Source organism: Phaeobacter sp. HF9A (assembly GCF_011806385.1).
In the GTDB taxonomy this organism is placed as follows: Bacteria; Pseudomonadota; Alphaproteobacteria; order Rhodobacterales; family Rhodobacteraceae; genus Epibacterium.
In genome coordinates, this window is record NZ_JAATOX010000057.1 from 1 (window position 1) to 24,885 (window position 24,885).

The following is a 24,885-nucleotide window of genomic DNA, read 5'->3' on the forward strand; positions in this document are numbered from 1 at the left end:
GTGCAAGGGGGCGCTGGGCAGGTTTTCAAACTTCGGCAAATCCCTGCAAACCGAGGTCGCATCGGCGTCGAAACTGTCTGGTTTTTCATCGCTTTGAGGTCAGCTCAGTAGCGTCAGCCAGAACAATACGGTGACCACGCAGGCGGCGGTGGCGATCAGCACCGAGGAGGCGGCGACTCGCTTGGCGCGACCATACATATTGGCAAAGATATAGCCGTTGACGCCCGTCGCCATCGCCGCATTCAGCACCCCGGAGCGGAACAGATCCTGGCGCACATCCAGTGCCGAACCCAGCCCGTAAACGATCGCCGGATGCAGCAGCAGCGCGATAACGCAGACCATGGCAATGGTGCGCAGATCGCCTTCGGGGCGGTATTGCACCATGATGCCCCCCATCGCAAAGAGCGCCGCCGGCAGCCCCGCCCGCGCCAGCAGCGCCAGCGCATCATCCAGCGGAGCGGGCACCGTGAGCCCGGAGAGGTTGACCGCAAACCCGGCCATGATCGCCAGGATCAGATTGTTGTGAAACATCGCATTCAGCACCGAGGTCACGGTGCGCAGCCCGCCGCGACCCCGATTGCGGGTGATCTCCATCGCGGTGATGCCAAGCCCGTAGCAAAACGGCGAGTGAAAGGCGATGATAGCATAGTTGCCGATCAGCGCATCCGGGCCAAAGGCGCGTTCGGTGATCGGCAGCCCCAGCAGCACAGAGTTGGAAAACAGGCAGCAAAAGCCAATGGCGATGCTGTCTTCCCAGTCGCGTTTGAAAAAGAACCGCGATCCCATCAGCCCCGCGGCAAAACAGATCGCCGCGCCGGTATAGAAGCTGAACAGCAGCCGCAGATCGAACCCGGCATGCAGATCAATGCTGGCCATGGCGCGAAACAGCAAAAACGGAATGGCAACGCCCTGGGCGAATTTCATCAACCCGTCGATCTGGACCTGCTGGAACATCCCGCGCAGGGTCAGCGTATATCCGATCCCCACCACCACAAAAACCGGCAGGACGACAGTGATGAGGTTCAAAAGCATGTCGGTGTCGCCCCGGCCTGTTAAATCATGGTGTTGCGCGTCAAACCGGCTGACGGTTTTGCGCTAGTATTGCGTATGGATCACCATACCGTCAAAGGCGGGGGTGATATGCTCGGGCGTCTCTGCCGCGACGGTGTCGTAATCCAGATCAATATGCATATTGGTCAGCACCGCGCGGGCCGGTTGCATCCGGTCGATCCAGTGCAGCGCGTCATCCATGGAAAAATGGGTCGGATGCGGCGTGCGGCGCAGACTGTCGAGCACCCAGCACTCCAACCCCTCCAGCAGCGGCACCACGCTTTCGGGGATCTTGGCCACATCCGGCAGATAGGCCAGATCACCGATCCGAAACCCCAGCGCATCAATGCCACCATGGTTGACCCGAAACGGCAGGAAAGGGATCGCACCACCGGGGCCGTCAATCTCGAAGGCGCCATCAATGTCGCGCATCTCCAGGATTGGCGGATAGCTGGAGCCCTCGGGCTGCACAAAGGCATAGCCAAAGCGCCCCATCAGATCGGCACGGGTGGGGGCATCGGCATAGACCGGAATGCGGGCCCGCATGTTAAAGACGATCATGCGCAGATCATCTATGCCATGCACATGATCCGCATGGGCATGGGTGTAAACCACCGCATCCAGCCGGCCGATGTCAGCCTTCAGCAACTGACTGCGCATATCGGGGCTGGTGTCGATCAGCACCGTGGTGGTGCCCTCCGGCCCGTCGCGCTCGACCAGCATGGAGCAGCGGCTGCGGCTGTTCTTGGGATTTTGCGGATCGCAGTCGCCCCAAAGCCCGCCCAGACGCGGCACCCCGCCGGAAGAGCCACAGCCGAGGATGGTACAGCGCAGCTCTGGCATCAGGCGGCGGCCTCATATTGCGCGACCTTCCAGAACAGCCGGTCAAAGTTTTCCTGCGTGCGGGCGGCGAAGTCGGCATAGTCGAGGCCAAAGACCTCGGCGCCGACCCTTGCCGTCAGGGCGCTATAGGCGGGCTCGTTGCGCTTGCCGCGATGGGGCGGCGGCGCCAGATAGGGGCTGTCGGTCTCCACCAGAATGCGGTCAATCGGGGCGGCGGCAAAAATATCGCGCAGCTCCTGGCTCTTGGGGAAGGCGGCAATGCCCGACATCGACAGATAAAAGCCCAGATCCAGCGCCGCGCGGCCCAGCTCGGCGGAGGAGGAGAAGCAATGCATCACGCAGGAATAGGGCTTCTGCGCATGGGCCTCGCGCAGGATGCGGGCCATGTCGTCATCGGCGGCGCGGGCATGGATGATCAGCGGCAGGCCGGTGTCCTGTGCCGCCTGAATATGGATCTTCAGGCTTTCTTTCTGCGCCTCGGCGCTCTCGGCGCTATAGTGATAATCCAGCCCGCTTTCGCCGATGCCGACGAATTTCGGATGCTGGGCTAGGGCGACGAGTTCGTCAACGCTGGCCATCGGTTCCTCGGCCACGCTCATCGGGTGGGTGCCCGCAGCATAAAAGACCGGCGCATGGGTTTCGGCCAGAGCCCGCACGATGGGTTCGTTTCTCAGTTTGGTGCAGATGGTGACCATGCGGGTCACGCCCGCCTCGGCCGCGCGGGCCAGGACTTCGGGCAGCTCCCCCGCGAAATCGGGGAAATCGAGGTGGCAATGGCTGTCGGTGATCTGGGGAAGGGGGGTCGTCATGTCGGAGCCTCTGTCGCGTTCAGTCCGCTGTTGCGCGCCGCCGGGCAGACCCTTCAGCGCGACGCGGTGTCCTGCATCTTGAACACCGTATCTAGGACCAGCGCGGCAGGGTCAAGGTTCACCGCCTGCCCGTGGCGGCTGCGATCCGTAACCGTTGCCGCCAGATCGGCCCAGGCCCGGGCCTTTTGCGGCGTCGGGGCAAGGCGGCTGAGCACCGCGCCCTCGTTCGGGGCGGCTTCTGGTGCGGGGGGCTGGCCGGTGGCGCCGGTGCGGGCCAGCCGTGCCAGCAGCACATCCATCAGCGTCAGCATCAGCTCGAACCGCTCTGCTGCGCCACGCGCGGCGGCCTTTTCGGCCAGCGCCATGGCGCGTTGGCGGTCCAGCCGTGGCAGACTGTCGGCCAGCGCCACCAGCTCGCCGTAAAGCTTCAGCCCATCCAGCGCCAACAGCCGCATGGCGGCCCCGACAGAACCAGCCGCCAAAGCGGCCAGATGGGTGGGGTCGGCGGGCAGCTCCGCCCCGGCTTGGGTCAGCGCGGCCTGCATGTCCTCGGGTCCGAGCGCGCCCAGCCGCAGGGTGCGGCAGCGCGAGCGGATGGTCGGCAGCAACCGCGAGGGCTGGTGCGAGATCAACAACAGCGTGGTGCGGGCGGGCGGCTCTTCCAGCATTTTCAGCAGCGCATTGGCGGCGTTGGGGTTCATCTCGTCGGCGCTGTCGACGATCACGACCCGGTGGCCGCCCTCGGCGGAGGAGAGGCCGAAGAATTTGTTCAACACCCGCACATCCTCGACCACGATCTGGTCGCGCAGCCGGCCCTTGTCGTTATAGCTGCGGGTGATCGCGGCCAGCCCGGGCTCCGCCAGCGCCTGAATGCGGTGGCTGACCGGGTGATCAGGGTCGATATCCAGCCGCTCTGGCGGCGGCGGTGCGCCAAAGAGTCCATCATCCGCCATCGGCGGCGTCGCCAGCAAAAAGCGCGCGATGCGCCAGGCCAGCGTCGCCTTGCCAACCCCGCGCGGCCCCATGAGCAGCCAGGCGTGATGCAGCCGCTCCGAGCCAAAGGCGCGCAGGAACTCCGCCTCGGCGTCGGCGTGACCAAAGAGCTGGCGTGTCTCGCGCGGGTGCGGCGCGCCTTCGGCCTGATCCGCGCGGGGCAGGTCGTCGGCCTCGCTCATGCGTTTGCGTCCAGCGCGGCCTCGACAATCGCCGCCACATCAGCCGCCACAGCCGCCAGATCCTGGGCCCCGTCGATCACCCGGAACCGCTCCGGGAATTCCTCTGCCAGCGACAGAAACCCCGCGCGCATCTTTTCTTGCAGCTGGAGGCCAAAATCCTCAAAGCGCTCTTCGCGCCCCTGTCGCCCCTTGGCGCGCGACAGACCCGTTTCCGGGTCCATGTCGATCAGCACCGTCAGATCGGGCTCGCGCTGGATCATCAGCCTGTGCAACTGATCCACCGTGGCGCGCAGGTCGCCCCGCGACAGGCCCTGATACATCCGGGTGCTGTCGGCAAAGCGGTCGCAGACCACGACCTTGCCCGCCTCCAGCGCGGGTTGGATGGTGCGCTCCAGATGGTCGCGGCGGGCGGCGGTGAACAGCAGGATTTCGGTCTCCGCGGACCAGCGCGCAGGGTCGCCCTCCAGCACCAACCGGCGGATTTCCTCGGCCCCGGCAGAGCCGCCAGGCTCGCGCGTCAGAACCACCTCGCGCCCCTGGGCGCGCAGATGATCCGCCAGCATGCGGCATTGAGTGGATTTGCCCGACCCGTCGATCCCCTCGAAGGTCAGAAACAGGCCACGGTTATTCGTCTGGATCACGATGCGTCCTCTGGACCGTTCAGAAAGCGCTTTACCAGAACCCGGGCCGCCGTCATCACCTTGACCGGAAAGCCCCCGGTGCCCACGTCGGTCTGCGCCACCAGCGGCAGGCGCATCTCGGGCAGGTCTTCGGGCTGCACAACCAGCTCGGCAAGCTGCTGACCGGCCTGAATCGGCGCGGTGATCGGGCCGGTATAGACAACCTCTGCCTTGACCGCATCATCAGAAAGCGCAGGCAGCAGGATTTCCAGATCCTGCGCCGGAACCAGCCCGACGGTGGGGCTGTCGCCCATCCAGACCTCGGCCTGTTCCACCGGCTGGCCTTCGTGGGCTATGGTTTTCTTGGTAAATTGGCGAAAGGACCAGTTGACCAGCGCCTCGCTCTCCTCGGCGCGCTCGCGCTGGCTGTTGAGGCCGGAGATCACAAAAATCACCCGCCGGTCGCCCTGTTTGGCAGAGCCCACCAGCCCGTAGCCCGCTTCCTCGGTGTGGCCGGTTTTCAGCCCATCCGCGCCGATATCCAGCGCCAGCAAGGGGTTGCGGTTCTGGGTGTTGGAGGGCGCGCGGCCGTCAAAGGCAAATTCGGTCTGGGCGAAATAGGGGTAGAACTCCGGGAAGTCCTCGATCAGATGCTCGGCCAGAATCGCCAGATCATGCACCGACATCCGATGGCCGGGGTTGGGCCAGCCGTTGGAGTTCATGAAGGTGCTGTCCATCATGCCCAGCTCCCGCGCCCGGCGCGTCATGTAGCGGGCAAAACCGGCCTCTGTGCCATCCGGGCTCAGCGCTTCGGCGATCACCGCGCAGGCGTCATTGCCCGACAGCACGATGATCCCGTGCAAAAGATCCTCGACCCGCACCCGGTCGGTGGTGTCCAGAAACATGGTAGAGCCCTTGTAGCTCATGGCATGTTCGCTGACCGGCAGCCGTTCATCCATCGTCAACCGGCCATCGCGCACCGCCTCAAACGCCACATAGAGCGTCATCAGCTTGGACATGGAGGCCGGTGGCAGCGGCGTATCGGCGTTCTTTTCCAAGAGCACCGTATTGGTGCCCTGGTCTATCACATAGGCGGCACGGGCCTTGGTATCAAAAGCCATTGCCGCCGGGGCGGAGGCGGCAAGCCAGAGCGCGGCAAGGGCGCCGAGGCCAACAGCAGAGGGGAAGCGGAGTGTCACGGGGGAGGTCCTCCCTTGGGTCGCTTTTCTGTTCTCTCCGATCCGGTCGTCGGGCCAGTGGTCTGGCCGGGCGAGGGGCCGGTGGTGGTCCCGGGAGATGATCCGGGTCAGTTGGTCACCGCATAGGCATCTGCAAATCCGACTTTCTTGACGTTCTTCAGCAGCTGGCTGAGTTCGCTCTTGGATTGGGCAGGGCCAACCACAACGCGCCAGAAGGGTTTGCCGTTCGAGGATTGCTCATAGATCGTCGGGATGATGCCGGCATTGCGCATCTGATCGGCGGTGCGCTTGGCGTTGGCCTCGACGCTGAAGATGCCGATCTGGATATAGGGTTTCGCCAGGGCCGAGCGCTGCGGTGCTGCCGGGGCGCTGGGGGCGCTTGTCGGTGCCGGGGTCGCGACAGGCGCGGTCGCGTCGATTGCCGCGGCGGCCCCCGCGATCGGGTCCAGCGTCTGTGTTTCAACGTCAGAGGCCGAGGCCACCGGGGCGGCGCCCTCCGGCAGCGTCTCCTCGGTGATCCCGGCGGCGGGCGGTGTCTCGGCAACGGCCTCGCGGCGCAGGGCGGTCACATTCAGCTCCACCGGCGCGCCCGCAAGCATGGAGAGCGCGGCGGCAGCGTCCGAGGACACCTGAAGCCGTGGCCCCGGGATCGCCCGTTCGCGGCGGAACAGCGCACCGATGACGAATTTGCCATTGCTGTTGTTGCGAATGATCACCCGTTCCGGCTCTTCGACGTCGGGATGCGCCACCCAGACCCCGCCGATCGACGGACGCCCATCCCAGAGCCCCGCCTCGGTCACCTGAAAGACATCCGGCGCCTCGACATCGCGTTCAACCAGTTTGGTGGCATTTCCAGGCAGCGCCTCTGCGCTGTCGCCCTTGGGGTGCAGGAAGGACAGATTGGCACCTTCCTCGCAGCCGCTCAGGGCGAGGGCACCAAGCAGCACCAGCGCCGCCGTGCCCGAGCTGGCCCGCACCGAGGGGCGCTTGGGAACGCGGGGTCCGGTCAATAATGTCATTTTCATGCGCCTGTCCTGCCTGCTCATACTATAGTGTCTGCCTCTGCGCGATGTCGCCCGCGTTTTGCATCTGGGGCGGTCCGGTTTGCCGGTTTGCTGCGCCGTTGCGCCAAAGCATAAACAGAACGGATTGCCATGAAAACCCTGCGCTTTGGCGATCAGCGCCCAATGCGCGTTAGATTGCGCGTTTGTGATCTGTCAGGCTCCGACGGCGGGCCGATGCGGCCTGGTTTGCGGATTTCTTCTTGCCTCTGCGCATCTTGCATCATACACCGCACCTCAATTCGATCTGTGACCGGGGAGGTGGCAGAGTGGTCGAATGCGGCGGTCTTGAAAACCGTTGAACGTGAGAGCGTTCCCAGGGTTCGAATCCCTGTCTCCCCGCCATCTCTTTATATGAATGAGCCTGCACGCCCGCGCCCCGGTTGTCGCGGGATGCGCTAGTGCGATGAGGTTGCTTGCCGGTTGGCGCGCGGCGGCAGATGGGTCTTGATCACCTCGGAGCGATGCTCAAACACCGCCACGTCGGTAAATGGGGTGCCGTCCCGGCGCGCGGCGGCGATCAATTGGCGCAGGCGGGCGGGGGAGTTTGCCAGTTCCGCCAGGATCTGGCTGAGCTGCGCGATATCGTTCCGGGGCACCAGGATGCCGCCGCCATGGGGGGCAATCAGATCCCGCGCATAGGCGCCCTCATAGCCGATGATCGGTGTCGCCGAGGTCAGCGCCTCGATCAGGCAGCGCGGCGACTCGGCGGTCTTGTGGCAGAACAAGAACACATCGGCGCGGCGCAGGTGGCGCAGCACCTCTGCGCGCTCCTCGACAAAGCCATGCAGCGTGACCTGCCGGTCCAGCCCCGCCGCCGTCAGCCGCGCCCGCATCTCGGGCAGGCAGGGGCCATCGCCCAGGAAATTCGCCTCAAAATCCACGCCCTCTGCGGCCAGCCGCTCCAGCACCTCGACCCAGTCCAGCGGTCCTTTCATCTCGTCTGCGCGGCCGGTGTAGACCAGGCGCAGGAGCCGCTCGCCGAGAGCTGCGCATTTTTCGGCGTAGCTGGCGTCAGAGATGTGATCCTCGGCGCTCAGGTGAATATCATGCACGATCTGCGGGTTGCGGCAGTAGGGGGCATAGGCCTCATAGGTCTCGCGCCCATGAAACAGGCCAAGCGCCGCGCGGGAAATCACCCAACGTTCCAGCCAGACCATCGGGCGGTGATACAGTCGTGCGCGCAGGCGATGACGCCAGCGCCCCCAGTTGCGGGCCTGATAGGTGAGCTCTGATTCCACCCGGTCCGTCCAGACCGCAAAGGGGCGGTCGGCACGCACCGCCTCGCGGGCACAGACCGCCCCCCAATCGCCAAACAGCCCGCCGATGGCAAAGCTCAGATAGTCGGCCTCGTTGATCCAACCGGCGAGCCGGCGCCGCTGCTGCGGCAGCGCGCGCAGGAAGGCATCCGGCCGATAGGCGGCGGGCACGGTTTCCAGACGCACCCGGGGAAAATCGTCCTGCACTTGCGCCAGTGCCACCCAGCCGTCGGGCGGGGGGGCGGCTTTTTCCGGCATCACCGCAATCACCCGGGCGAAATGATCAGACCACAGCCGCAGCCCATTGGCCGCCTGCGCTTCGACATAGAGCTGCCCCTGCCAGCGGTGCACCGGCACCGGCGCATAGATCATCAGCGTCGATTGGTCCTGTGGCTGCTGCATGCTGGGTCCGCCCGTCCTGGTTTCCTGTGCCGCGGCACAATGTCCGCCTGTCGCCCCATTGCACAAGCTTGATATGGCGGGTTTATGTTCCAAACCCCAAAAACCTGCGCGCTCATTTTTGCGGTTGTGCCCCGCGACAAATTCCCTGCCCAGCGCGCCGGGGTTTGCGCAGCGCGCTGGTCTAGGAGGGGCCTGTGAACTTAACGCCTGGCCGGGACCTGCGTGAACGCATGGTCCAATCGACAGGCCAACTGGCGACGCGGCCTCCCGCGCGCCGCAAGACGACGAACCAACAGCATCCGTATTCTTAGAAAGGTTGTGGAACATGGCAGAAAACTCAACGCCGGACATTTTGTATACCATCGTAGACGAAGCGCCCGAGCTGGCCTCGGCGTCCTTCCTGCCGATCATCCGCAAGTTCGCCTCCGCCGCGGGCGTGAGCGTCGGCACCAAGGATATTTCGCTGGCGGGGCGCATCATTGCCGCCTTCCCGGAAAACCTGACCGAGGATCAGCGCCAGAGCGACGACCTCGCCGCGCTGGGCGAATTGGTGAAGACCCCCGACGCCAATGTGATCAAACTCCCCAATATCTCGGCTTCCGTGCCGCAGCTGCTGGCCGCCGTCGAAGAGCTCCAGTCCAAGGGCTATGACATCCCCGCCTACCCGGAAGAGCCGAAAACCGACGCGGAAAAAGAAATCCGCGCGCGTTATGACGCGCTCAAGGGCTCCGCGGTGAACCCGGTTCTGCGCGAGGGCAACTCGGATCGTCGTTCCGCCAAGGCGGTGAAAAACTACGCCCAGAAGAACCCGCATTCGATGGGCAGCTGGAGCGCCGACAGCAAGACCAAAGTGTCGAGCATGCCGGGCAATGATTTCTACGCCAATGAGGTCTCCGCGACCCTGAGCGCCGAACAGGCGGGCAAGGCGAAGATCGAATTCGTTGGCAAGGACGGCGCGGTGACCGTTCTGAAAGACGGCTGGGCGCTGGGCGACGGCACCGTGGTGGACGCGACCTATATGTCCGTCAAAGCGCTCTCGACCTTCCTTGAAGGCGCGATCGATGACACCAAGGCAGACGGCACCATGTTCTCGCTGCATATGAAGGCGACGATGATGAAGGTCTCCGACCCGATCATCTTTGGCTATGCGGTCAAAGCCTGGCTGAAGCCGGTGTTCGACAAATTCGAGGCCGAGCTGGACGCCTTGGGCGTGAACCCGAATTCCGGCATGGGTGACCTCCTGGAGCGCGTGAAGGGCAATGCCGAGATCATGGCCGCCATTGACGCAGTGCGCGCCGAGCGTCCCGAAATGTATATGGTTGACAGCGATCGTGGCATCACCAACCTGCATGTGCCCTCCGATGTGATCATCGACGCCTCCATGCCGGCGGTGATCCGCGCTGGCGGCAAAGGCTGGAACAGCAAGAACGAAAAGGGCGACACCAACTGCGTCATCCCCGACAATTGCTATGCCACCGTCTATGACGAGACCATCAACTACTTCAAAGAAAACGGCGCGCTGGATGTGACCACCGCGGGCAGCGTTGCCAACGTGGGTCTGATGGCACAAAAAGCCGAGGAATACGGCTCGCACCCGACCACCTTTGAGGCCCCCGCCGACGGCACCATCCGTATCGTGCTGGCCAATGGCGAGACCCTGCATGCGCTGGACGTAGAGGCTGGCGACATCTGGCGCGCCTGCACCGTCAACAAGGCGCCGATCGAGAACTGGATTCAGCTGGCAATCGACCGTCAGCGCCTGACCGGCTCCGAGGCGATCTTCTGGCTCGATGCCAACCGCGCCCATGACGCCGAGCTGAAAAAATACGCCCCCCCGGCGCGGGAAGCGGCGGGGGGGGCTGACAAGTCCCAGATCATGGCCCCGCGCGAAGCGACCCGCCAGTCGCTGGACACCATCACCGCAGGCAAGGACAGCATCGCCATCACCGGCAACGTGCTGCGCGATTATCTGACCGACCTGTTCCCGATCCTGGAGCTTGGCACCTCTGCCAAGATGCTGTCGATCGTGAAGCTGATGAACGGCGGTGGGCTGTTTGAAACCGGGGCCGGTGGCTCTGCGCCCAAACACGTGCAGCAATTGGTCGAGGAAAACCACCTGCGCTGGGACTCCATGGGCGAATTCTGTGCCCTGGGCGAGAGCCTGAACTTCCTCGCCGATGTCAAAGGCAACAAGAAAGCCGGTGTGCTTGGCGCCGCTGCCGAGGTCGCAACGCAGGGTATTCTCGACAACAACCGTTCGCCCTCGCGCAAGGTTGGCGAGCCCGACAACCGCGACAGCCACTATTGGTTCGCCCGCTACTGGGCCGAAGCGCTGGCGGCGCAGGGCGATGATGCCGAGCTGGCAGCAGAGTTCAAACCCGTCGCCGAGGCGCTGGCCTCCAACGAGGCGGCGATTCTGTCCGAACTGGCCGCCGCACAGGGCGGGGCAGGTGATATCGGTGGCTACTACCTTGCCGTGCCGGAGAAAAAAGCCGCAGTGATGCGCCCCTCCGCAACGCTCAACGGCATCATCGACTGATCCTTCGCTGAGATGAACAATCCAGAAACGCCCGGTTCTGCCGGGCGTTTTTTTGCCCGGCGGCAGCGCGCCGTTCCGCATTGGCCAGTCTTTTTTTGCAACGCAGGCACCCCATCGCGCGGGGTACCGTAAATCGCTCATTAGGGGTTTTGTCTTATTGTCCCAAGGCGAAAACCTCAAATTACAGGGCGTCCCATGCCAACTGCTCTCTTTAGTCTCTCCACCAGAATCTATGCCCTGGTTGCGCTTGCGATCATGTCCGCGGCTGGATTGACCTTCTTCATTCTGAACCAGGCCGAAAAACACGCCTATGAACAGCGCATGACCGAATTGCGCAATATCACCGATATCGCCCACAGCCATATGATCGCCTATGAGGCCCGCGTGGAGGCCGGAGAGCTGTCGAGGGAGGACGCCAAGGCGCAAGTCGCGCAGATCCTGAACGACCTGCGCTTTGGTGAAAATGGCTATGTTTATGCCTTTGACAGCGATATCGTCTATCAGGTTCACCCGTTTCGCCCCCAATGGGTTGGCAAGGACAGCATGCGGGATCTGACCGACAGTCTGGGCAGCCGGATTTTCGACATCATCCTTGACAGCCTGGACGAGACTGGCATCTCGCAAAGCACCTTCTACTTTGAAAATCCGGCAACAAAAGTCGCCGAGCCCAAGCTGACCTTGGTCCAATATTACGCGCCCTGGGACTGGTACATCGGCACCGGCGCCTATGCGACTGACATCAACGCGGCGATGACGCGCTTGCGCGGGGGCGTTTTTGCCGGGCTTGCGGTCACCCTGGCGATTCTTCTGGGCGTCTCCTTGCTCATCACCCGTCGGACCTTGCCGCCGCTGAATGCGCTGAAGGAGCGGATGATTTCAATGTCGCAAGGGGAGCTGGACAGCGATGTCCCCGGCCTGGCGGATCGCAGCGAGATCGGGAAAATGGCGCTGACGGTTGCGAATTTTCGGGACGGGTTGCAAATGCAGGCCGCCTTGGAAGCAGAAGCAAAGATCAAGGACGAGGAGCGCCAGCGCGTGGTCGCGATCCTGAGCGCGCGCCTGGCGGAATTTGCCAAAGGCGATCTGACCGTGCGGGTGGACGATGACATGCCGGAGGAATTCCGTCAGGTCGCTCAGGACTTCAACGCCACGGTCACGCAGATCTCGGATCTGATGCGCAAGCTCAAGACAGGGGTTGCCCACATCGAGGCCGAAAGCGAAGCGCTGGACAGCTCCTCCCGGGAGTTGGGCATGCGCACCGAAACGCAGGCGGCCTCGCTGGAAGAGACCTCTGCCGCGCTGACAGAGCTGTCCGCCTCGGTCCGGTCCTCGGCAGAGGAAAGCCGCGGTGCCTCTGATCGGGTCCATCAGGCCAGTGCCCGCACGACCGCCGGCGCAGAGGTTGTGCAGCGCACGATCCAGGCGATGCAGGGGATCGAGGCGAGTTCGCAGAAGATCTCCAGCATCACCTCGCTGATTGATGACATCGCCTTTCAGACCAGCCTGCTGGCGCTGAATGCCGGCGTGGAGGCCGCCCGCGCGGGCGAAGCCGGGCGCGGATTTGCGGTGGTCGCGGGCGAGGTGCAGGCCCTGGCTGGCAAATCCTCGGATGCGGCGCGCGAAATCGCAACGCTGATTTCCGCCGCCAGCGACGAGGTTTCAAAAGGCGTCGCTCTGGCGCGGGAGTCGGGCCTGGCGCTGGATGAGATCAACACGCATATCAGCGCCATCAACGAAACCGTCAGCGGGCTCGCCGATGCGGCACAGGAACAATCCACCGGGTTGCAAGAGATCACGATTGCGGCGGATCAACTGGATCAGGTGACCCAGCAAAACGCCGCAATGTTCGAGGAAACCGCAGCGACGACCCAGCGGCTGCGCGATGAAGCCCGTGCCCTGGCTGGCAGCGCCCAGCAGTTCCAACTGGAGGCCAAGGGCACAGGACGGCGCCACGCGGCCTGAGGCGAAGGCACTTGAAACCGGCTCGGATATGACACCGCATATCTGATCCCCTCGGTGCTGATCAAAGGGGGGGCGCCCGCGTCTGCCCATATATCCTGCCGCTGCCCGCCTCGGGCGCGGGCGGCGGCGGGGTTCTGGCCAAGGGGCACCGTCGCAGGGGCGATCTGTCGCAGCCTCATCGCGGGGTCATCCCGTCGCAAGGAGGCTGGCGTCAGCGGCGGGCCTGCTTTTGGGCGGTGACGGTGCGCTGGATCAAATCCTGATAGAGGCTGCGGATACGGTCGGTCACAGGCTGTGTATCCGTGCCGATCTTCTTGCCGTCGATCTCTGCCACCGTGGTTTGCGCGCCAAAGGTGCCTGTCAGGAAGGCCTCGTCGGCGCCGTAAGCCTCGACCAGCGAGAAGTTCTTTTCAAAGACCGGGATATCATTGGCGCGACAGAGGTTGATCACATTCTGCCGGGTGACGCCGTTCATGCAATAATCGCCGGTCGAGGTCCAAACCTCGCCGCGTCGCACGATGAAGAAATTGCAGGCGTTGGTGGTATTCACAAAGCCATGCGGATCCAGCATCAGCCCTTCATCGGCCCCGGCCTGTTCGGCCTGAAGGCAGGCGATGACGCAGTTCAGCTTGGAGTGGCTGTTGTATTTGGCGTCCTGGCTCATCGGCAGGCCGCGCACCTGCGGCACTGTCGCCAGACGGATGCCCCGCGCCGCGAGGCTCTGGGCCGGTTTGGAGTGTTCGACAATGGCCACGATGGTCGGGCCCCATTGCGACAGCGCCGGGTGCTGAAAGGGTTTGGCCTTCCGGCCACGGGTGATCATCAACCGGCAATGGGCATCACCGGTCATGCCATTGGCCGCCGCCGTCTCGTCCAGGATCTTGCGCAGCGCCTGCCGGTCCATGCCGATATCGAGCGAGACCGCCTTGAGCGACTCAAACAGCCGGTCCATATGAGCGTCAAAAAACGCCCATTCCCCATCATACAGCCGCATCCCTTCCCACATGCCGTCGCCCAGCATAAAGCCGGAATCATAGACCGAGACCTTGGCCTCGGCCTTGGGCAGGATCTCGCCGTTTACATAGATCTTGATGTGATCATTGCGCGCATCCGCCTCGGCGTCATGGGTGGAATGGGCGGGGGAAGGGTCCGGGATCATGCGGGGCCTCGCTGGAGATATCTTTGCCCCGAGAGAGACCACGCGGGGCAGGGGCTTGGCAAGGGTGCGCGCCCTGTGTCCTAGTCTCGCAGCTCGTCAGGGCCGACGCCCCACAGGTCTTTTTTCGGCGCCCAGCCGCTGTGTCCCCCGGCAGAGATTTCGCACCAGTCGCGATTGCAGGCGCCAAGATGCGCCACCACGCCCAGCTCAAAGGCGGCCATCACCGGCGCGGATGCGTCGGGCTTGGCGCGCACTTGCAGCATGTCCTCTTCCACCAGCACGGTGCGAATGCCGGATAACAGCGAATAATGCACCCAGCCGCCAGCGCCATCGCGGTCGCGAACCCGGCGCCAGTGGCCATATTCGGCGGTGATTTCCAGCGGCATGCCACGGCGGCGGAACACCCAGTCGATGCGATGGGTCAGCGAAGGCCCCCGGCGCACGTTGCCTTCTGACGCTTTCATGGAGACAAACCGGGGCAGCGGCAGGTTTGTCACCGGCCCGCGCTCTTGGCTCTCGGGCGGCGGGGCAGGGGCAGGGGCATCCTGCGCGGCGGAGCCGACATTTGCGCTCCAAATCAGCCCAAGCGCCACCAGCGCGCTGGCAGCGACGGCAATCAGACCGTCCCGGCGGCCTTTTGATCCTTTGTGTATCTGCACGGCCTCAACGCCTATTTTTTCGCGGGCGCCTTGTTTTTATGATCCCTGCGCCAAGTGATCCTGCATTTTCCTTTAGCGCATCGCCACTCAGGACGGAAGGGTGCTTGTGCCCGCAATTATCTTGCGACACCATGTCATGGAATGGATCATTTTGCATAGCCCAAGGGAGTAGGCCCGTGCCCAGAGAACGCCTGAGTGTTGTTGTTACGCGACGGCTGCCAGAGCCGGTGGAAACACGTCTGAGCGAGTTGTTCAATGTGCGGTTGCGCAGTGAGGATACCCCGATGAGCCGCGAGGAGCTTGCTGCCGCGATGCGGGAAGCCGATGTGCTGGTGCCGACGGTCACCGATACCATCGACGCGGGGCTTTTGGCACAGGCGGGCGAAGGGCTGCGGCTGATCGCCAACTATGGTGCGGGCGTCGATAACATCGACGTCGCCACCGCCCGCCAGCGCGGTATCCTGGTTTCCAACACGCCCGGCGTGCTGACCGATGACACAGCCGATATGACCATGGCGCTGATCATGGCAGTGGTGCGCCGCATCCCGGAAGGGCTCGCGGTGATGCAAAAGGGCGAATGGGACGGCTGGGCCCCCACCGCGCTGCTGGGCGGTCGTCTGGCGGGGCGTCGCCTTGGCATCCTCGGCATGGGGCGCATCGGTCAGGCGGTGGCGCGCCGGGCTCAGGCCTTTGGCATGCAGATCCACTATCACAACCGCCGCCGCCTGCGCCCCGAAATCGAGGAGCAGCTGGAGGCCACCTGGTGGGAGAGCCTCGATCAGATGGTGGCGCGGATGGATGTGATCTCCATCAATTGCCCCTCGACGCCGTCGACCTTTCACCTGATGAACGCCCGTCGCCTGAAGCTGCTGAAACCGGAGGCGGTGATTGTGAATACCTCGCGCGGCGAGGTGATCGACGAAAACGCCCTCACGCGTGGCTTGCGCGCGGGCGAGATCGCGGGCGCCGGGCTGGATGTTTACGAACACGGCACCACCATCAACCCCCGCCTGCGCGAACTCTCCAATGTGGTGTTGCTGCCGCATATGGGTTCGGCCACGCTCGAAGGGCGGATCGAGATGGGCGAAAAAGTTCTGTTGAATATCAAGACATTTGAAGACGGGCACCGGCCACCGGATCAGGTCGTGCCCGCCATGCTATAAGCAAAGATCCGCGGCTCGACCATTGCCGACGAGGCCGGACAATCAGGGAGAATACGATGAAGTCATATCTTTATGCCGGGGTCCTATTTGCGGCCCTTTCCCAGGCTGCCATGGCGCAGCAGGCCGCCGATGCGGTGGCCCCCGAGGTCGCAACCAAGGGGGCCACGCTTGCGCTCTCAGATGCAGCCGCCGCCGCGATGCAGGCGCGGGATGCGGGGCAGGTGGTGGAGGCCGAGAACTGGATGGTCGCCGCCGCCAACCCGCTCGCGGTCGAGGCCGGGGCCAGGGTGCTGCGCGCCGGGGGCAGCGCGGCGGATGCGATGATCGCGGTGCAGACCGTGCTTGGCCTGGTGGAGCCGCAATCCTCCGGCCTCGGTGGCGGTGCCTTCCTTGTGTATTTCGACGCCGCGACCGGCCAGCTGACGACGCTCGACGGTCGCGAAACCGCACCACTGGCGGCGACGCCGCGGCTGTTTCAGGACGAGAACGGCGAACCGCTGAAGTTCTTTGATGCGGTGGTTGGCGGGCGCTCCGTTGGTACCCCGGGCACCCCGGCGCTCCTGGAGGCCGCGCATCGCAAATGGGGCCGCAGCAATTGGGCGGGCTTGTTCACGGATGCGATCCAGCTGGCCGAGGCAGGCTTTGCCGTGTCGCCGCGCATGGCGGAGTCCATTGCCAACGACGCCGAACGGCTGAGCCGCTTTGATGGCACCGCCGCCTATTTCCTGCCCGAGGGCAAACCGCTGGAGGCCGGGCAGGTGATCACCAACCAGCCCTACGCCGATGTCTTGCACCGCATCGCCGAAGAGGGGAGCACGGCCTTTTATACCGGCCCCGTGGCGGCGGATATCGTGCGCAGCGTTCAGACGGCCAAGGGCAACCCGGGGGTGCTCTCGGAAATGGATCTGGCGCTCTATCAGGTCAAGGAACGCCCCGCGACTTGCGCCAGCTACCGCGCCTTTGAAGTCTGCGGCATGGGGCCGCCCTCCTCCGGCGCGCTCACCGTGGGGCAGATCCTCGGCATGCTGGGGCACTATGACCTTGCCGCGCTGGGCGCCGAGAACCCCGAGAGCTGGCGGCTGATCGGCGATGCCTCGCGGCTCGCCTTTGCCGACCGGGGCCGCTACATGGCCGACAGCGACTTTGTGCCGATGCCGACCCGGGGGCTGGTGGATGCCGATTACCTCGCCACCCGCGCGGAATTGCTGAGTGGTGACAAGGCATTGGAGAGCGTCACCCCCGGCAGCCCGACCTTTGACCATGCGCTCAATCTGGCCGATGACGAGAGCATCGAATTCCCCTCCACCTCGCATATCTCCATCGTGGATCAATACGGCAATGTGCTGTCGATGACGACCACCATCGAGAACGGCTTTGGCTCGCGGGTGATGACCAATGGCTTCCTGCTCAATAACGAGCTGACCGATTTCTCCTTCCGCAGCCACCGCGACGGCGTGCCGATCGCCAACCGGCTGGAGCCGGGCAAGCGGCCGCGCTCTTCCATGTCGCCGACAATCGTGATGCAGGACGGCGCGCCGGTCCTGGCAATCGGCTCGCCCGGTGGCAGCCGCATCATCGGCTATGTCGTCTCCGCCATCGTGGCCTGGGCCGATTGGGGTATGAACGTGCAACAAGCGCTGTCGCTGCCCCATGCGGTGAACCGTTTCGGCACCTATGACCTTGAGGCCGGCACCGAGGCCGAATCCCTGACGGCGGTGCTGACAGAGATGGGATATGAGGTGAACGCCCGCGATTTGAACTCTGGTCTGCATGCCATCGAGATCGGCGAGCTGCTGAAAGGTGGTGCCGACCCACGTCGTGAAGGCATCGCTTTGGGGGAATGAGGGCATTAGGGGCTTTGCCCCTCCTGGCCTGACGGCCAGTTCACCCCAGGATATTTCAAGTTAGAAGAAGGCCGAAGGTGGTGCTTCTTCTAACCGAAAATATCCCGGAGCGCGAGGCAGAGCCTCGCATTTGGTCGGGTGCAGCGGATGGGCCGGTCTTGTGGTTTCCAAGGACAGGGAATAGGTTGCGCAGCAATTGGCCGTTAACAACGCAAGTGTCTATTCTGCGGGCGGCCTGATGTCTATGGGAGGAGACCATCATGGTTCAGGCCACCACTTTGCCCCGCAATGAGGGCGGTATCAAAGCAGCTGTCGACGCGCTGTCGCAGCGGTTTGGCGATCAGTTGCAGACCGGGCAGGCGCTGCGCGAGCAGCATGCCCATACCACCACCTGGATCGAGAACCAGGCGCCGGACGCGGTGGTCTTTCCCACCTCGACCGCAGAGGTCGCCGAGATCGTCAGAATCTGCGCCGAATACGCGGTGCCTGTGATCGCCTTTGGCACCGGCACCTCGCTGGAGGGGCATGTGAACGCGCCGGCGGGGGGCATCTGTGTCGATATGATGCGGATGGACAAGATCCTCGCGCTGCATGCCGAAGATCTCGATGTGGTGGTGCAGCCTGGCGTGACCCGTGAACAGCTCAACAGCTACCTGCGCGATCAGGGGCTGTTCTTTCCCATCGACCCCGGCGCCAATGCTTCGCTCGGCGGGATGGCGGCGACGCGGGCCTCGGGCACCAATGCGGTGCGCTATGGCACCATGAAGGACAATGTGCTGAGCCTGGAAGCGGTGATGGCCGATGGCAGCGTGATCCGCAGCGGTCAGCGCGCCAGGAAATCCTCGGCGGGCTATGACATGACGCGGCTTTTGGTGGGCTCCGAGGGCACCCTCGGGCTGATCACCGAAATCACCCTGCGCCTGCAAGGCATCCCGGAGGCGATCCGCTCCGCTCGCTGCTCCTTTCGCAGCGTCGATGACGCCTGCCGCGCGGTGATGATGACGATCCAATACGGCATCCCCGTCGCCCGAATCGAGCTCTTGGACGAGCTGAGCGTCCGGGCCGCCAATGTCCATTCCGGCCTCGATCTGCCCGAGGTGCCGCTCCTGCTTCTGGAGTTCCACGGATCTGACACCGGTGTGGTCGAGCAGGCCGATACCTTTGCCCAGATCGCCGAGGAATTTGGCGGCTTTGACATCGCCGCGACCTCCACCGCCGAGGAGCGCAACAAGCTCTGGCAGGCGCGTCACGACATGTATTGGGCCTGCCTGAACCTGCGCCCCAGCGCCAAGGGCATCTCGACTGATGTCTGCGTGCCGATCTCGCGGCTGGCGGAATGTGTCTCCACCGCCCGCGCCAAGGCCGAGGAGATGGGTCTGATGGCGCCGATGGTGGGCCATGTCGGCGACGGCAACTTCCATGCGCTCCTGCTGATCGACATGGAGAGCGCCGAGGAGCGCGCCAAGGCGGATGAGTATATCGGCTGGCTCAACGATCTGGCGATCTCGATGGAGGGGACCTGCACCGGCGAACATGGCATCGGTCAGGGCAAACGGCCCTATCTGCTGCGCGAGCTGGGCGAGACCACGCGTTTCATGGCGGCGATCAAGGCGGCGCTGGATCCCGACAATATCCTCAACCCCGGCAAGGTGCTCTCTGATTAACTGCGCCAGACAGGCCCCCCGCCAAATTTCTGCCCCATCTGCCTGCTAGGTCTGCGGACGGGGAATTGGGTTGAAATCGGGACGGGGGCCCTTTGCATGTTTCTTGTCAGACGCGCCATCTGGCTGCTGCGCCTTTACACGAATGTTCTGCTCGTCGGGGTGATGATCATCGCCGTCGATATCGACATGCAGGCGAGGTCAGCGGGGCGCACGATCACCTCTTATGACCGCATGGCCTATATCGACACGGTGCAGCGGCGGCTGCGCGGCGAGACGCTGCGCGGGCCTTCGACGCCGCTTGATGTGTCGATGATGGCCTATCAGGGGGTGGTGCGGGCGCGTCTGGCGCTCCTTGGCCTTGAGGCCTCGAGCGACGATGTCGCCCTTTTGCCCGCCTCTGGCCAGGGGGGCGCGCAGCAGGCGCATTCCGGGTCGTTTGATGCCGCATATCGTCAGACACCCCCGGGGGATGCGACATCCGGCGCCGCGGATGAGCCCCAGCGCCCCTGCGTGCGGCGGGACAATGTGTTGAGCTGCTGAGCTGCCAAAGCCCGCGCGCAAGATTATATCTCGGTAAAACCTTGTCCTTTTCGCGATCTATTTGATGAAACCGCTTCGCGACGTCGGTTTTGTCATTTTTTGCGTCGGACTGATTTAGCGTCAGGCGGCAACTCTCCGGCATAACCGATTCAATCGTGAATCAGAGACTTCGGAGAGCGGGCCTATGAAAACCCAAGTCAAAGCACTAGTCGTTGGCGGCGGTGCCGTCGGGACGTCGATCGCATATCACCTGGCCAAAGCCGGTTGGGACGACGTCATGCTCATCGAGCGTGACGAGCTGACCTCCGGCTCCACCTGGCACGCGGCTGGCCTGCTGCCGCTGTTCAACATGTCCTATGCGACAACCCACATCCACAAATACTCGGTGGATTTCTACAAGACCCTTGAGGAAGAAACCGGCCTCAACGCAGGGTTCGCCGTCGTGGGCAACCTGCGCATGGCGCAGACCCAGGAACGCATGGACGAATACATGCTCTATGCCTCCACCGCGGAAACCTGCGATGTGGCCTATGAGTGGCTGACCCCGGATCAGATCAAGGAGCGCTGGCCGCTGATCGAGACGGGCGACCTGAAAGGGGCGATCTACCACACCGAAGACGGCTATATTAACCCCGCCGACGTGACCCAGGCGATGGCCAAGGGCGCCCGTCAGCGCGGCGTCGAGATCGTGCGCAAGCTGCAAGCGGATGCCTTCCACTGGACCGGCACCCATTGGGAAGTCACCTGCACCAAGATGGTGGAGAAGGGCGGCAACCTGATCGAGAGCGACGAGAAAGTCGTGATCACCGCCGAGCACGTCGTCACCGCCTCCGGCAACCACGCGCAGCGCACCGCAAAAATGCTGGGCATCAAAATGCCCGCGATCCCGGTCGAGCACACCTTTATCGTCATGGATCAGGACCCCGAGCTGGTCAAATGGCGCGAAGCCGGCAACCCGGAGCACCCGGTGATCCGCGACGCCGACAATGAATCCTATGCCCGCGAAGAGCGCGGTGGCTGGATCCTCGGCATCTACGAACACGGCGCGCCCGCGCGTTTTGAACATGGCGTGCCCGACAGCTTCCGCGCCGACCTGTTCCCGCTGGATCTGGACCGGATCGCCGAACAATATATGGCGATGGCGGAACGCGTGCCCTCCTGCGCCGATAGCGGCCTCAAGGACGATTTCAACGGCCCGATCTGCTACACCCCCGACGGCAATCCGCTGGTCGGCCCGGCTCCGGGTCTGCGCAACATGTGGCTGGCAGAGGGCTTCTCCTTCGGCATTACCGCTGCGGGCGGCACCGGCTATTACCTGGCTCAGATGATGGTGAACGGCGAGGCCGAGATCGACATGGCGTCGCTCGACCCCAAACGCTACTCCTCCAACTGGATGACCACCGAATTCGCGGCCCGCAAGAACGAAGAGTGCTACGAGCACGTCTACATCCTGCACCACCCGGACGAAGAGCGCCCGGCGGCCCGCCCGCTGCGTTGCTCGCCCGCCTATGACCGTCAGGCCGCGCGCGGTGCGCAATTCGGCTGGGTCAACGGCTGGGAACGCCCGAACTACTTCGGCCCGGTCGGCGCGCCCGAGGATTTCGACGCGCAGGCCCGTAGCTTCCGTCGCGGCGGCTGGTGGAAACACGCCGTGGAAGAGGCAAAAGCAATCCGCGAAGGGGTTGGCCTTGTGGACGCAACCGCCTTTACCAAGCACATCGTCAAGGGCCCCGGCGCCACTGCCTTCCTCGACTGGTTCACCTGTAACAAGCTGCCCAAGGTTGGTCGCATCAACCTGACCTACGCGCTGACCGCCTTTGGCACCACCCGCACCGAATACACCATCGTGCGTCTCAAGGATGACGAATATTATCTCGTCTCCGCTGGGGCCTGGTCCGAATATGACGCCGACTACCTGAAGAAGGCGATCGAGGACAAAGAGGCAGAATTCGGCCGTATCGAGCTGCAGGATGTCACCACCCAGTGGGGCGTCTTTGCCATCGCCGGTCCGAAATCCCGCGACGTGCTGAAAGAGGTCATCGTTGATGCCGACCCGGCAACCGCGCTCTCCAACAAGCGCTTCCCCTGGCTCTCTGCCCGCCAGATCGAACTGGGCATGTGCCCGGTGAACGCGATCCGCGTGGCCTATACCGGCGAGCTCGGCTGGGAGTTGCATCACCCGATCGAGATGCAGAACTACCTCTTTGATCTGCTGGAAAAGGCAGGCGAGAAACACGGCATGAAGCTGGTTGGTGCCCGCGCGCAGAACTGGCTGCGTCAGGAAAAATCCTACCGCGCCTTTGGCAACGAACTGGGCCGCGACGCGACCCCGCTCGAAGCCGACCTGCCGCGCTTTGTTGACCTCAGCAAGGACTTCTACGGCAAGGCCAAGCTGGAAGAGACCGGCGTGCGCGTGAAATGCTGCACCCTGCTGATCGACGGCCCGGACGATGCTGATCCCTGGGGCCGCGAGGCGCTCTATGCCGAGGATGGCACTCGCGTCGGTCGTCTGACCTCCGGCGGCTATTCGGTGGCCTTCGAGAAATCCATCGGCATGGGCTATGTGAAGCCGGACTACGCCGTCGAAGGCACCAAGCTGAAGGTCAAGATCCAGGACAAGCTCTGGGATGCGGTTGTCACCTGCGACAGCCCGTATGATCCCAAGAACGAGACCATCCGCAAGGACGGCTAAGCTCTGCCCCGGTCTGGTCTGACCTGTCCGAATGGTCAGATCAGCCGGTCAGGCAGGCGGCATCCTTGGTCGATATATTCAAAAAATGCGCTTTGGCGGGGCCAGGGCGCATTTTCTATTGGTGATGTTGCGTTTTTGCGGAATACTATTGGTTCAGATGGGTCCCGGGGGTGGGGGCACATGAGGTACGAGAGATCGTGAGTACGAGTAGATTTTTGACGACCTTCGGGCGCATGCCACCGCGACGGCTGGATGCGGGGATCCGGCTGTGTTGCCTGGTGCTGCTCGTCGGGCTGATCGTGAAATCCGTCCTCTTTGCCCATTGGGGTCTGGTTGCGGCGCTGGTGGTGCTGGCCATCAGCCTTGCGGTCAATCTGGTGCTGCCCACCACGACCCGGGCGCAGGCCTCGCTCGACATCCTGTTTATTTCCGCTCTGACAGCGACCGTGCTACTGGTAACGGTTTATCTTGGTACCGAAGGTGCCATCTGGCTGTTTCCGGCGATCGTCGGCATGCGCTTTATCAGCGTCAAGCTGCGCACCGGCCTGGCACGGGTGGCGCTGCTGGTTCTTGTGCCGCTGATCCTCGCCTTCCAGGGCGATGTCGCCAATGCGGGGCGGGTGTTTGCGGGCGCAAGCATCGTGGCCTTCTACCTCTGGCTGGCAGAGGGAGAGCTGGTGCCCTTGCGCACCAAGCTCGACCGTGACGAGGGCCGCGATCCGCTGACCCGCGCCTTTACCCGCGAACGGTTGGAGCGCGACGCCGAACTTATTCCGCAACTGGCCCCCGTGGGGGTGCTCCTGATCCGCCTGGAAGGGATCACCGATCAGAGCTGGCAGGGGCGGGATCAATCCTCCGAGACCCTGATTGCGCATGCGGCGGCGCAGCTGTTGCCTTTGCTCAGCCGCCGAGAGCGGCTCTATCGGGTGGCGCGCGAGGATTTCCTGATCGCCCTCAGCGGCTGGCGCCCCTATGAGAGCTTCGAGCTGGGCGAGCAGCTGCGCGAGGTGCTTGTGCGCGGCTTGCCGCAGGGGATCACCCCGCGCGTCGGCGTCACCGAGATCACCGAGGTCGCGGATTTCAACGCCGCATTGCTGCGCGTCTACAAGGATTCTGGCGCAGAGGCGCCGCCGGCCTGAACGGCCACCGATCTGCCTCAGGCAGACAGCACCAGACAAAGGTTGCTGGCCGGCATCTCGATCGGCTCTGCCATCAACAGCCCCGCCTCCGCCGCCCAGGTCATGACCTGCGCCACATCCTTATAGCCGATCTCCGGGTCGTGGTCCGTCAGCGCGGCGTGAAAGCTGCGGTCGCCTGCGCTCACCAGTTTTCCGTCGCGGCTGAACGGCCCATAGAGGATCATCCGCCCGCCGGGCGCGAGCGCTTGCGATGCCTCACGCAACACCGTCCGCGCCTCGTCGGCGCTGATCAGATGCAGCAGATTGGCCAGCAGGATCATCTCAAACGGTCCGCTCTCGGCGCCCCAGCCGGGCAGGGCGGCGTCCAGAGCCACCGCTTGCGCGACATTTTCCAGCCCGGCCTCGGCGACATGGGCGTCAATGCTGGCACGACGGGCCGCGTCGATATCGCTGGGCTGCCACTGGAGCGCGGGCAGGGCGCGGGCGTAGCCGGTGACATGCTGGCCGGTGCCGCTGGCGATCTCCAGCACGCAGCCCGCTTCCGGGGCATGCTGCCGCACCACCTCCAGCAGCGGCGCGAGGTTGCGCGCGGCGGAGGCGGCAAAGAGCTTGCCGCCCTCGGCCGGTGTCGCGACGGAGGCCTGTCCGGGGACTGAACGCAGGGGCATCAGGAAAACCTTTCCGGGCTGAGCGCGGCACAGGTCGCGGCGTCGATCTCCGGGCTGCGTCCGGCCACCAGATCGCGCAGCAACCGGGCGGCGGCAGGCGCGCTCTGAAAGCCATAGCCGCCCTGACCGGCGCACCACCAGAACCCCGGCTGCTCAGGGTCGGCACCAAGGACCGGCACCCCGTCAGGCACAAAGCTGCGCAATCCCGCCCAGCTGGTCTCCAGCCGGGTGACGGGGGTGGTGACCATCTCCTCATAGCGGGCCAGCCCTTCGGCCAGCACCATATCATCGGCCCAGGCATCCTGCGGCGGCACCGGCTCGGCATCGGCGGGCGGGACCCGAAGCCTTCCCCCCCGCGGGTTTGCATACCCGCCCTCGCCAGCGCCCCGCCGCCTCCGCCAGCCCCCGACGGCCTGCCCCCCGGGGGCCCGGGGCTGG

20 protein-coding genes and 1 tRNA gene are annotated in these 24,885 nt (G+C 64.2%); 9 read left to right on the forward strand and 12 right to left on the reverse strand.

The annotated features are described in order from the left end of the window. Window positions 1–99: 99 nt before the first annotated feature. From HCZ87_RS11640 to HCZ87_RS11670, 7 genes are all read right to left on the reverse strand, one after another. On the reverse strand, window positions 100–1,032 hold the full coding sequence (locus HCZ87_RS11640; protein ID WP_167643926.1) for an AEC family transporter: 933 nt from the start codon (window positions 1,030–1,032) through the stop codon (window positions 100–102). Between the two features lie 63 nt (window positions 1,033–1,095). Beyond that, window positions 1,096–1,893: an MBL fold metallo-hydrolase gene (locus HCZ87_RS11645; RefSeq protein ID WP_167643927.1), complete on the reverse strand. Its 798-nt coding sequence runs from the start codon at window positions 1,891–1,893 to the stop codon at window positions 1,096–1,098. Next, window positions 1,893–2,702: a TatD family hydrolase gene (locus HCZ87_RS11650; protein ID WP_167643928.1), complete on the reverse strand. Its 810-nt coding sequence runs from the start codon at window positions 2,700–2,702 to the stop codon at window positions 1,893–1,895. Before HCZ87_RS11650 ends, HCZ87_RS11645 begins: the two co-directional genes overlap by 1 nt. 53 nt (window positions 2,703–2,755) lie before the next feature. Continuing rightward, window positions 2,756–3,877 (reverse strand): DNA polymerase III subunit delta', encoded by a 1,122-nt coding sequence (locus tag HCZ87_RS11655; protein ID WP_167643929.1) that lies wholly within the window; start codon window positions 3,875–3,877, stop codon window positions 2,756–2,758. Next, entirely contained in the window at window positions 3,874–4,518 is a 645-nt protein-coding gene (gene tmk / locus HCZ87_RS11660) for a dTMP kinase (protein WP_167643930.1), read from the reverse strand. The genes HCZ87_RS11655 and tmk overlap by 4 nt, the downstream gene beginning before the upstream one ends. After that, window positions 4,515–5,696 carry a D-alanyl-D-alanine carboxypeptidase family protein gene (locus HCZ87_RS11665; protein WP_167643931.1) on the reverse strand — a complete coding sequence of 394 codons (1,182 nt, stop codon included), beginning with the start codon at window positions 5,694–5,696 and terminating at the stop codon, window positions 4,515–4,517. The genes tmk and HCZ87_RS11665 overlap by 4 nt, the downstream gene beginning before the upstream one ends. A gap of 107 nt (window positions 5,697–5,803) precedes the next feature. Continuing rightward, on the reverse strand, window positions 5,804–6,715 hold the full coding sequence (locus HCZ87_RS11670; protein WP_254868616.1) for an SPOR domain-containing protein: 912 nt from the start codon (window positions 6,713–6,715) through the stop codon (window positions 5,804–5,806). A gap of 297 nt (window positions 6,716–7,012) precedes the next feature. On the opposite strand from HCZ87_RS11670, the gene HCZ87_RS11675 reads away from it, so the two are divergent. Further along, window positions 7,013–7,102 (forward strand) — tRNA-Ser (locus tag HCZ87_RS11675). 53 nt (window positions 7,103–7,155) lie between these two features. Here the strand turns inward: HCZ87_RS11675 and HCZ87_RS11680 are convergent. Next, a complete protein-coding gene (locus HCZ87_RS11680; RefSeq protein WP_167643933.1) occupies window positions 7,156–8,418 on the reverse strand; it encodes a glycosyltransferase in 1,263 nt (420 codons plus the stop codon). A gap of 325 nt (window positions 8,419–8,743) precedes the next feature. On the opposite strand from HCZ87_RS11680, the gene HCZ87_RS11685 reads away from it, so the two are divergent. Continuing rightward, the gene (locus tag HCZ87_RS11685; RefSeq protein ID WP_167643934.1) at window positions 8,744–10,957 is read left to right on the forward strand and encodes an NADP-dependent isocitrate dehydrogenase; all 2,214 of its coding nucleotides are present in this window, start codon (window positions 8,744–8,746) and stop codon (window positions 10,955–10,957) included. A gap of 195 nt (window positions 10,958–11,152) precedes the next feature. Beyond that, complete coding sequence (locus tag HCZ87_RS11690) at window positions 11,153–12,919, forward strand: methyl-accepting chemotaxis protein (protein WP_167643935.1); 1,767 nt, start codon at window positions 11,153–11,155, stop codon at window positions 12,917–12,919. Between the two features lie 211 nt (window positions 12,920–13,130). On the opposite strand, the gene HCZ87_RS11695 is transcribed toward HCZ87_RS11690, so the two are convergent. Beyond that, on the reverse strand, window positions 13,131–14,078 hold the full coding sequence (locus HCZ87_RS11695) for an aminotransferase class IV (RefSeq protein WP_167643936.1): 948 nt from the start codon (window positions 14,076–14,078) through the stop codon (window positions 13,131–13,133). Window positions 14,079–14,158: 80 nt separating this feature from the next. Continuing rightward, on the reverse strand, window positions 14,159–14,737 hold the full coding sequence (locus HCZ87_RS11700) for an SH3 domain-containing protein (RefSeq protein WP_368484119.1): 579 nt from the start codon (window positions 14,735–14,737) through the stop codon (window positions 14,159–14,161). 176 nt (window positions 14,738–14,913) lie between these two features. Between HCZ87_RS11700 and HCZ87_RS11705 the strand changes: the two genes are divergently transcribed. From HCZ87_RS11705 to HCZ87_RS11730, 6 genes are all read left to right on the forward strand, one after another. Next, window positions 14,914–15,900 (forward strand): D-glycerate dehydrogenase, encoded by a 987-nt coding sequence (locus tag HCZ87_RS11705; protein WP_167643937.1) that lies wholly within the window; start codon window positions 14,914–14,916, stop codon window positions 15,898–15,900. 56 nt (window positions 15,901–15,956) lie between these two features. Beyond that, window positions 15,957–17,744 carry a gamma-glutamyltransferase gene (ggt, locus tag HCZ87_RS11710; RefSeq protein ID WP_167643938.1) on the forward strand — a complete coding sequence of 596 codons (1,788 nt, stop codon included), beginning with the start codon at window positions 15,957–15,959 and terminating at the stop codon, window positions 17,742–17,744. A gap of 260 nt (window positions 17,745–18,004) precedes the next feature. Next, window positions 18,005–19,408, forward strand: coding sequence for an FAD-binding oxidoreductase (locus HCZ87_RS11715; protein WP_167643939.1), 1,404 nt, complete (start codon window positions 18,005–18,007; stop codon window positions 19,406–19,408). A 96-nt stretch (window positions 19,409–19,504) separates the two neighbouring features. Beyond that, window positions 19,505–19,948, forward strand: a complete 444-nt coding sequence (locus tag HCZ87_RS11720; protein WP_167643940.1) for a hypothetical protein — start codon at window positions 19,505–19,507, stop codon at window positions 19,946–19,948. A 184-nt stretch (window positions 19,949–20,132) separates the two neighbouring features. Continuing rightward, the gene (locus HCZ87_RS11725; RefSeq protein ID WP_167643941.1) at window positions 20,133–22,640 is read left to right on the forward strand and encodes an FAD-dependent oxidoreductase; all 2,508 of its coding nucleotides are present in this window, start codon (window positions 20,133–20,135) and stop codon (window positions 22,638–22,640) included. Window positions 22,641–22,837: 197 nt separating this feature from the next. Next, on the forward strand, window positions 22,838–23,779 hold the full coding sequence (locus HCZ87_RS11730) for a GGDEF domain-containing protein (RefSeq protein ID WP_167643942.1): 942 nt from the start codon (window positions 22,838–22,840) through the stop codon (window positions 23,777–23,779). A gap of 17 nt (window positions 23,780–23,796) precedes the next feature. On the opposite strand, the gene HCZ87_RS11735 is transcribed toward HCZ87_RS11730, so the two are convergent. Continuing rightward, window positions 23,797–24,447, reverse strand: a complete 651-nt coding sequence (locus HCZ87_RS11735; RefSeq protein WP_167643943.1) for a DUF938 domain-containing protein — start codon at window positions 24,445–24,447, stop codon at window positions 23,797–23,799. Beyond that, window positions 24,447–24,885 (reverse strand): FAD-binding oxidoreductase (locus HCZ87_RS11740; RefSeq protein ID WP_167643944.1); only part of this gene is annotated, 439 nt, incomplete at its 5' end. The genes HCZ87_RS11740 and HCZ87_RS11735, both read right to left, overlap by 1 nt.

Coding starts and splice junctions, on each gene's coding strand:
- HCZ87_RS11640 (WP_167643926.1), bottom strand. CDS start 1,032: ATGCTTTTGAACCTCATCACTGTCGTCCTGCCGGTTTTTGTGGTGGTG.
- HCZ87_RS11645 (WP_167643927.1), bottom strand. CDS start 1,893: ATGCCAGAGCTGCGCTGTACCATCCTCGGCTGTGGCTCTTCCGGCGGG.
- HCZ87_RS11650 (WP_167643928.1), bottom strand. CDS start 2,702: ATGACGACCCCCCTTCCCCAGATCACCGACAGCCATTGCCACCTCGAT.
- HCZ87_RS11655 (WP_167643929.1), bottom strand. CDS start 3,877: ATGAGCGAGGCCGACGACCTGCCCCGCGCGGATCAGGCCGAAGGCGCG.
- HCZ87_RS11670 (WP_254868616.1), bottom strand. CDS start 6,715: ATGACATTATTGACCGGACCCCGCGTTCCCAAGCGCCCCTCGGTGCGG.
- HCZ87_RS11680 (WP_167643933.1), bottom strand. CDS start 8,418: ATGCAGCAGCCACAGGACCAATCGACGCTGATGATCTATGCGCCGGTG.
- HCZ87_RS11685 (WP_167643934.1), top strand. CDS start 8,744: ATGGCAGAAAACTCAACGCCGGACATTTTGTATACCATCGTAGACGAA.
- HCZ87_RS11690 (WP_167643935.1), top strand. CDS start 11,153: ATGCCAACTGCTCTCTTTAGTCTCTCCACCAGAATCTATGCCCTGGTT.
- HCZ87_RS11695 (WP_167643936.1), bottom strand. CDS start 14,078: ATGATCCCGGACCCTTCCCCCGCCCATTCCACCCATGACGCCGAGGCG.
- ggt (WP_167643938.1), top strand. CDS start 15,957: ATGAAGTCATATCTTTATGCCGGGGTCCTATTTGCGGCCCTTTCCCAG.
- HCZ87_RS11715 (WP_167643939.1), top strand. CDS start 18,005: ATGGTTCAGGCCACCACTTTGCCCCGCAATGAGGGCGGTATCAAAGCA.
- HCZ87_RS11720 (WP_167643940.1), top strand. CDS start 19,505: ATGTTTCTTGTCAGACGCGCCATCTGGCTGCTGCGCCTTTACACGAAT.
- HCZ87_RS11725 (WP_167643941.1), top strand. CDS start 20,133: ATGAAAACCCAAGTCAAAGCACTAGTCGTTGGCGGCGGTGCCGTCGGG.
- HCZ87_RS11735 (WP_167643943.1), bottom strand. CDS start 24,447: ATGCCCCTGCGTTCAGTCCCCGGACAGGCCTCCGTCGCGACACCGGCC.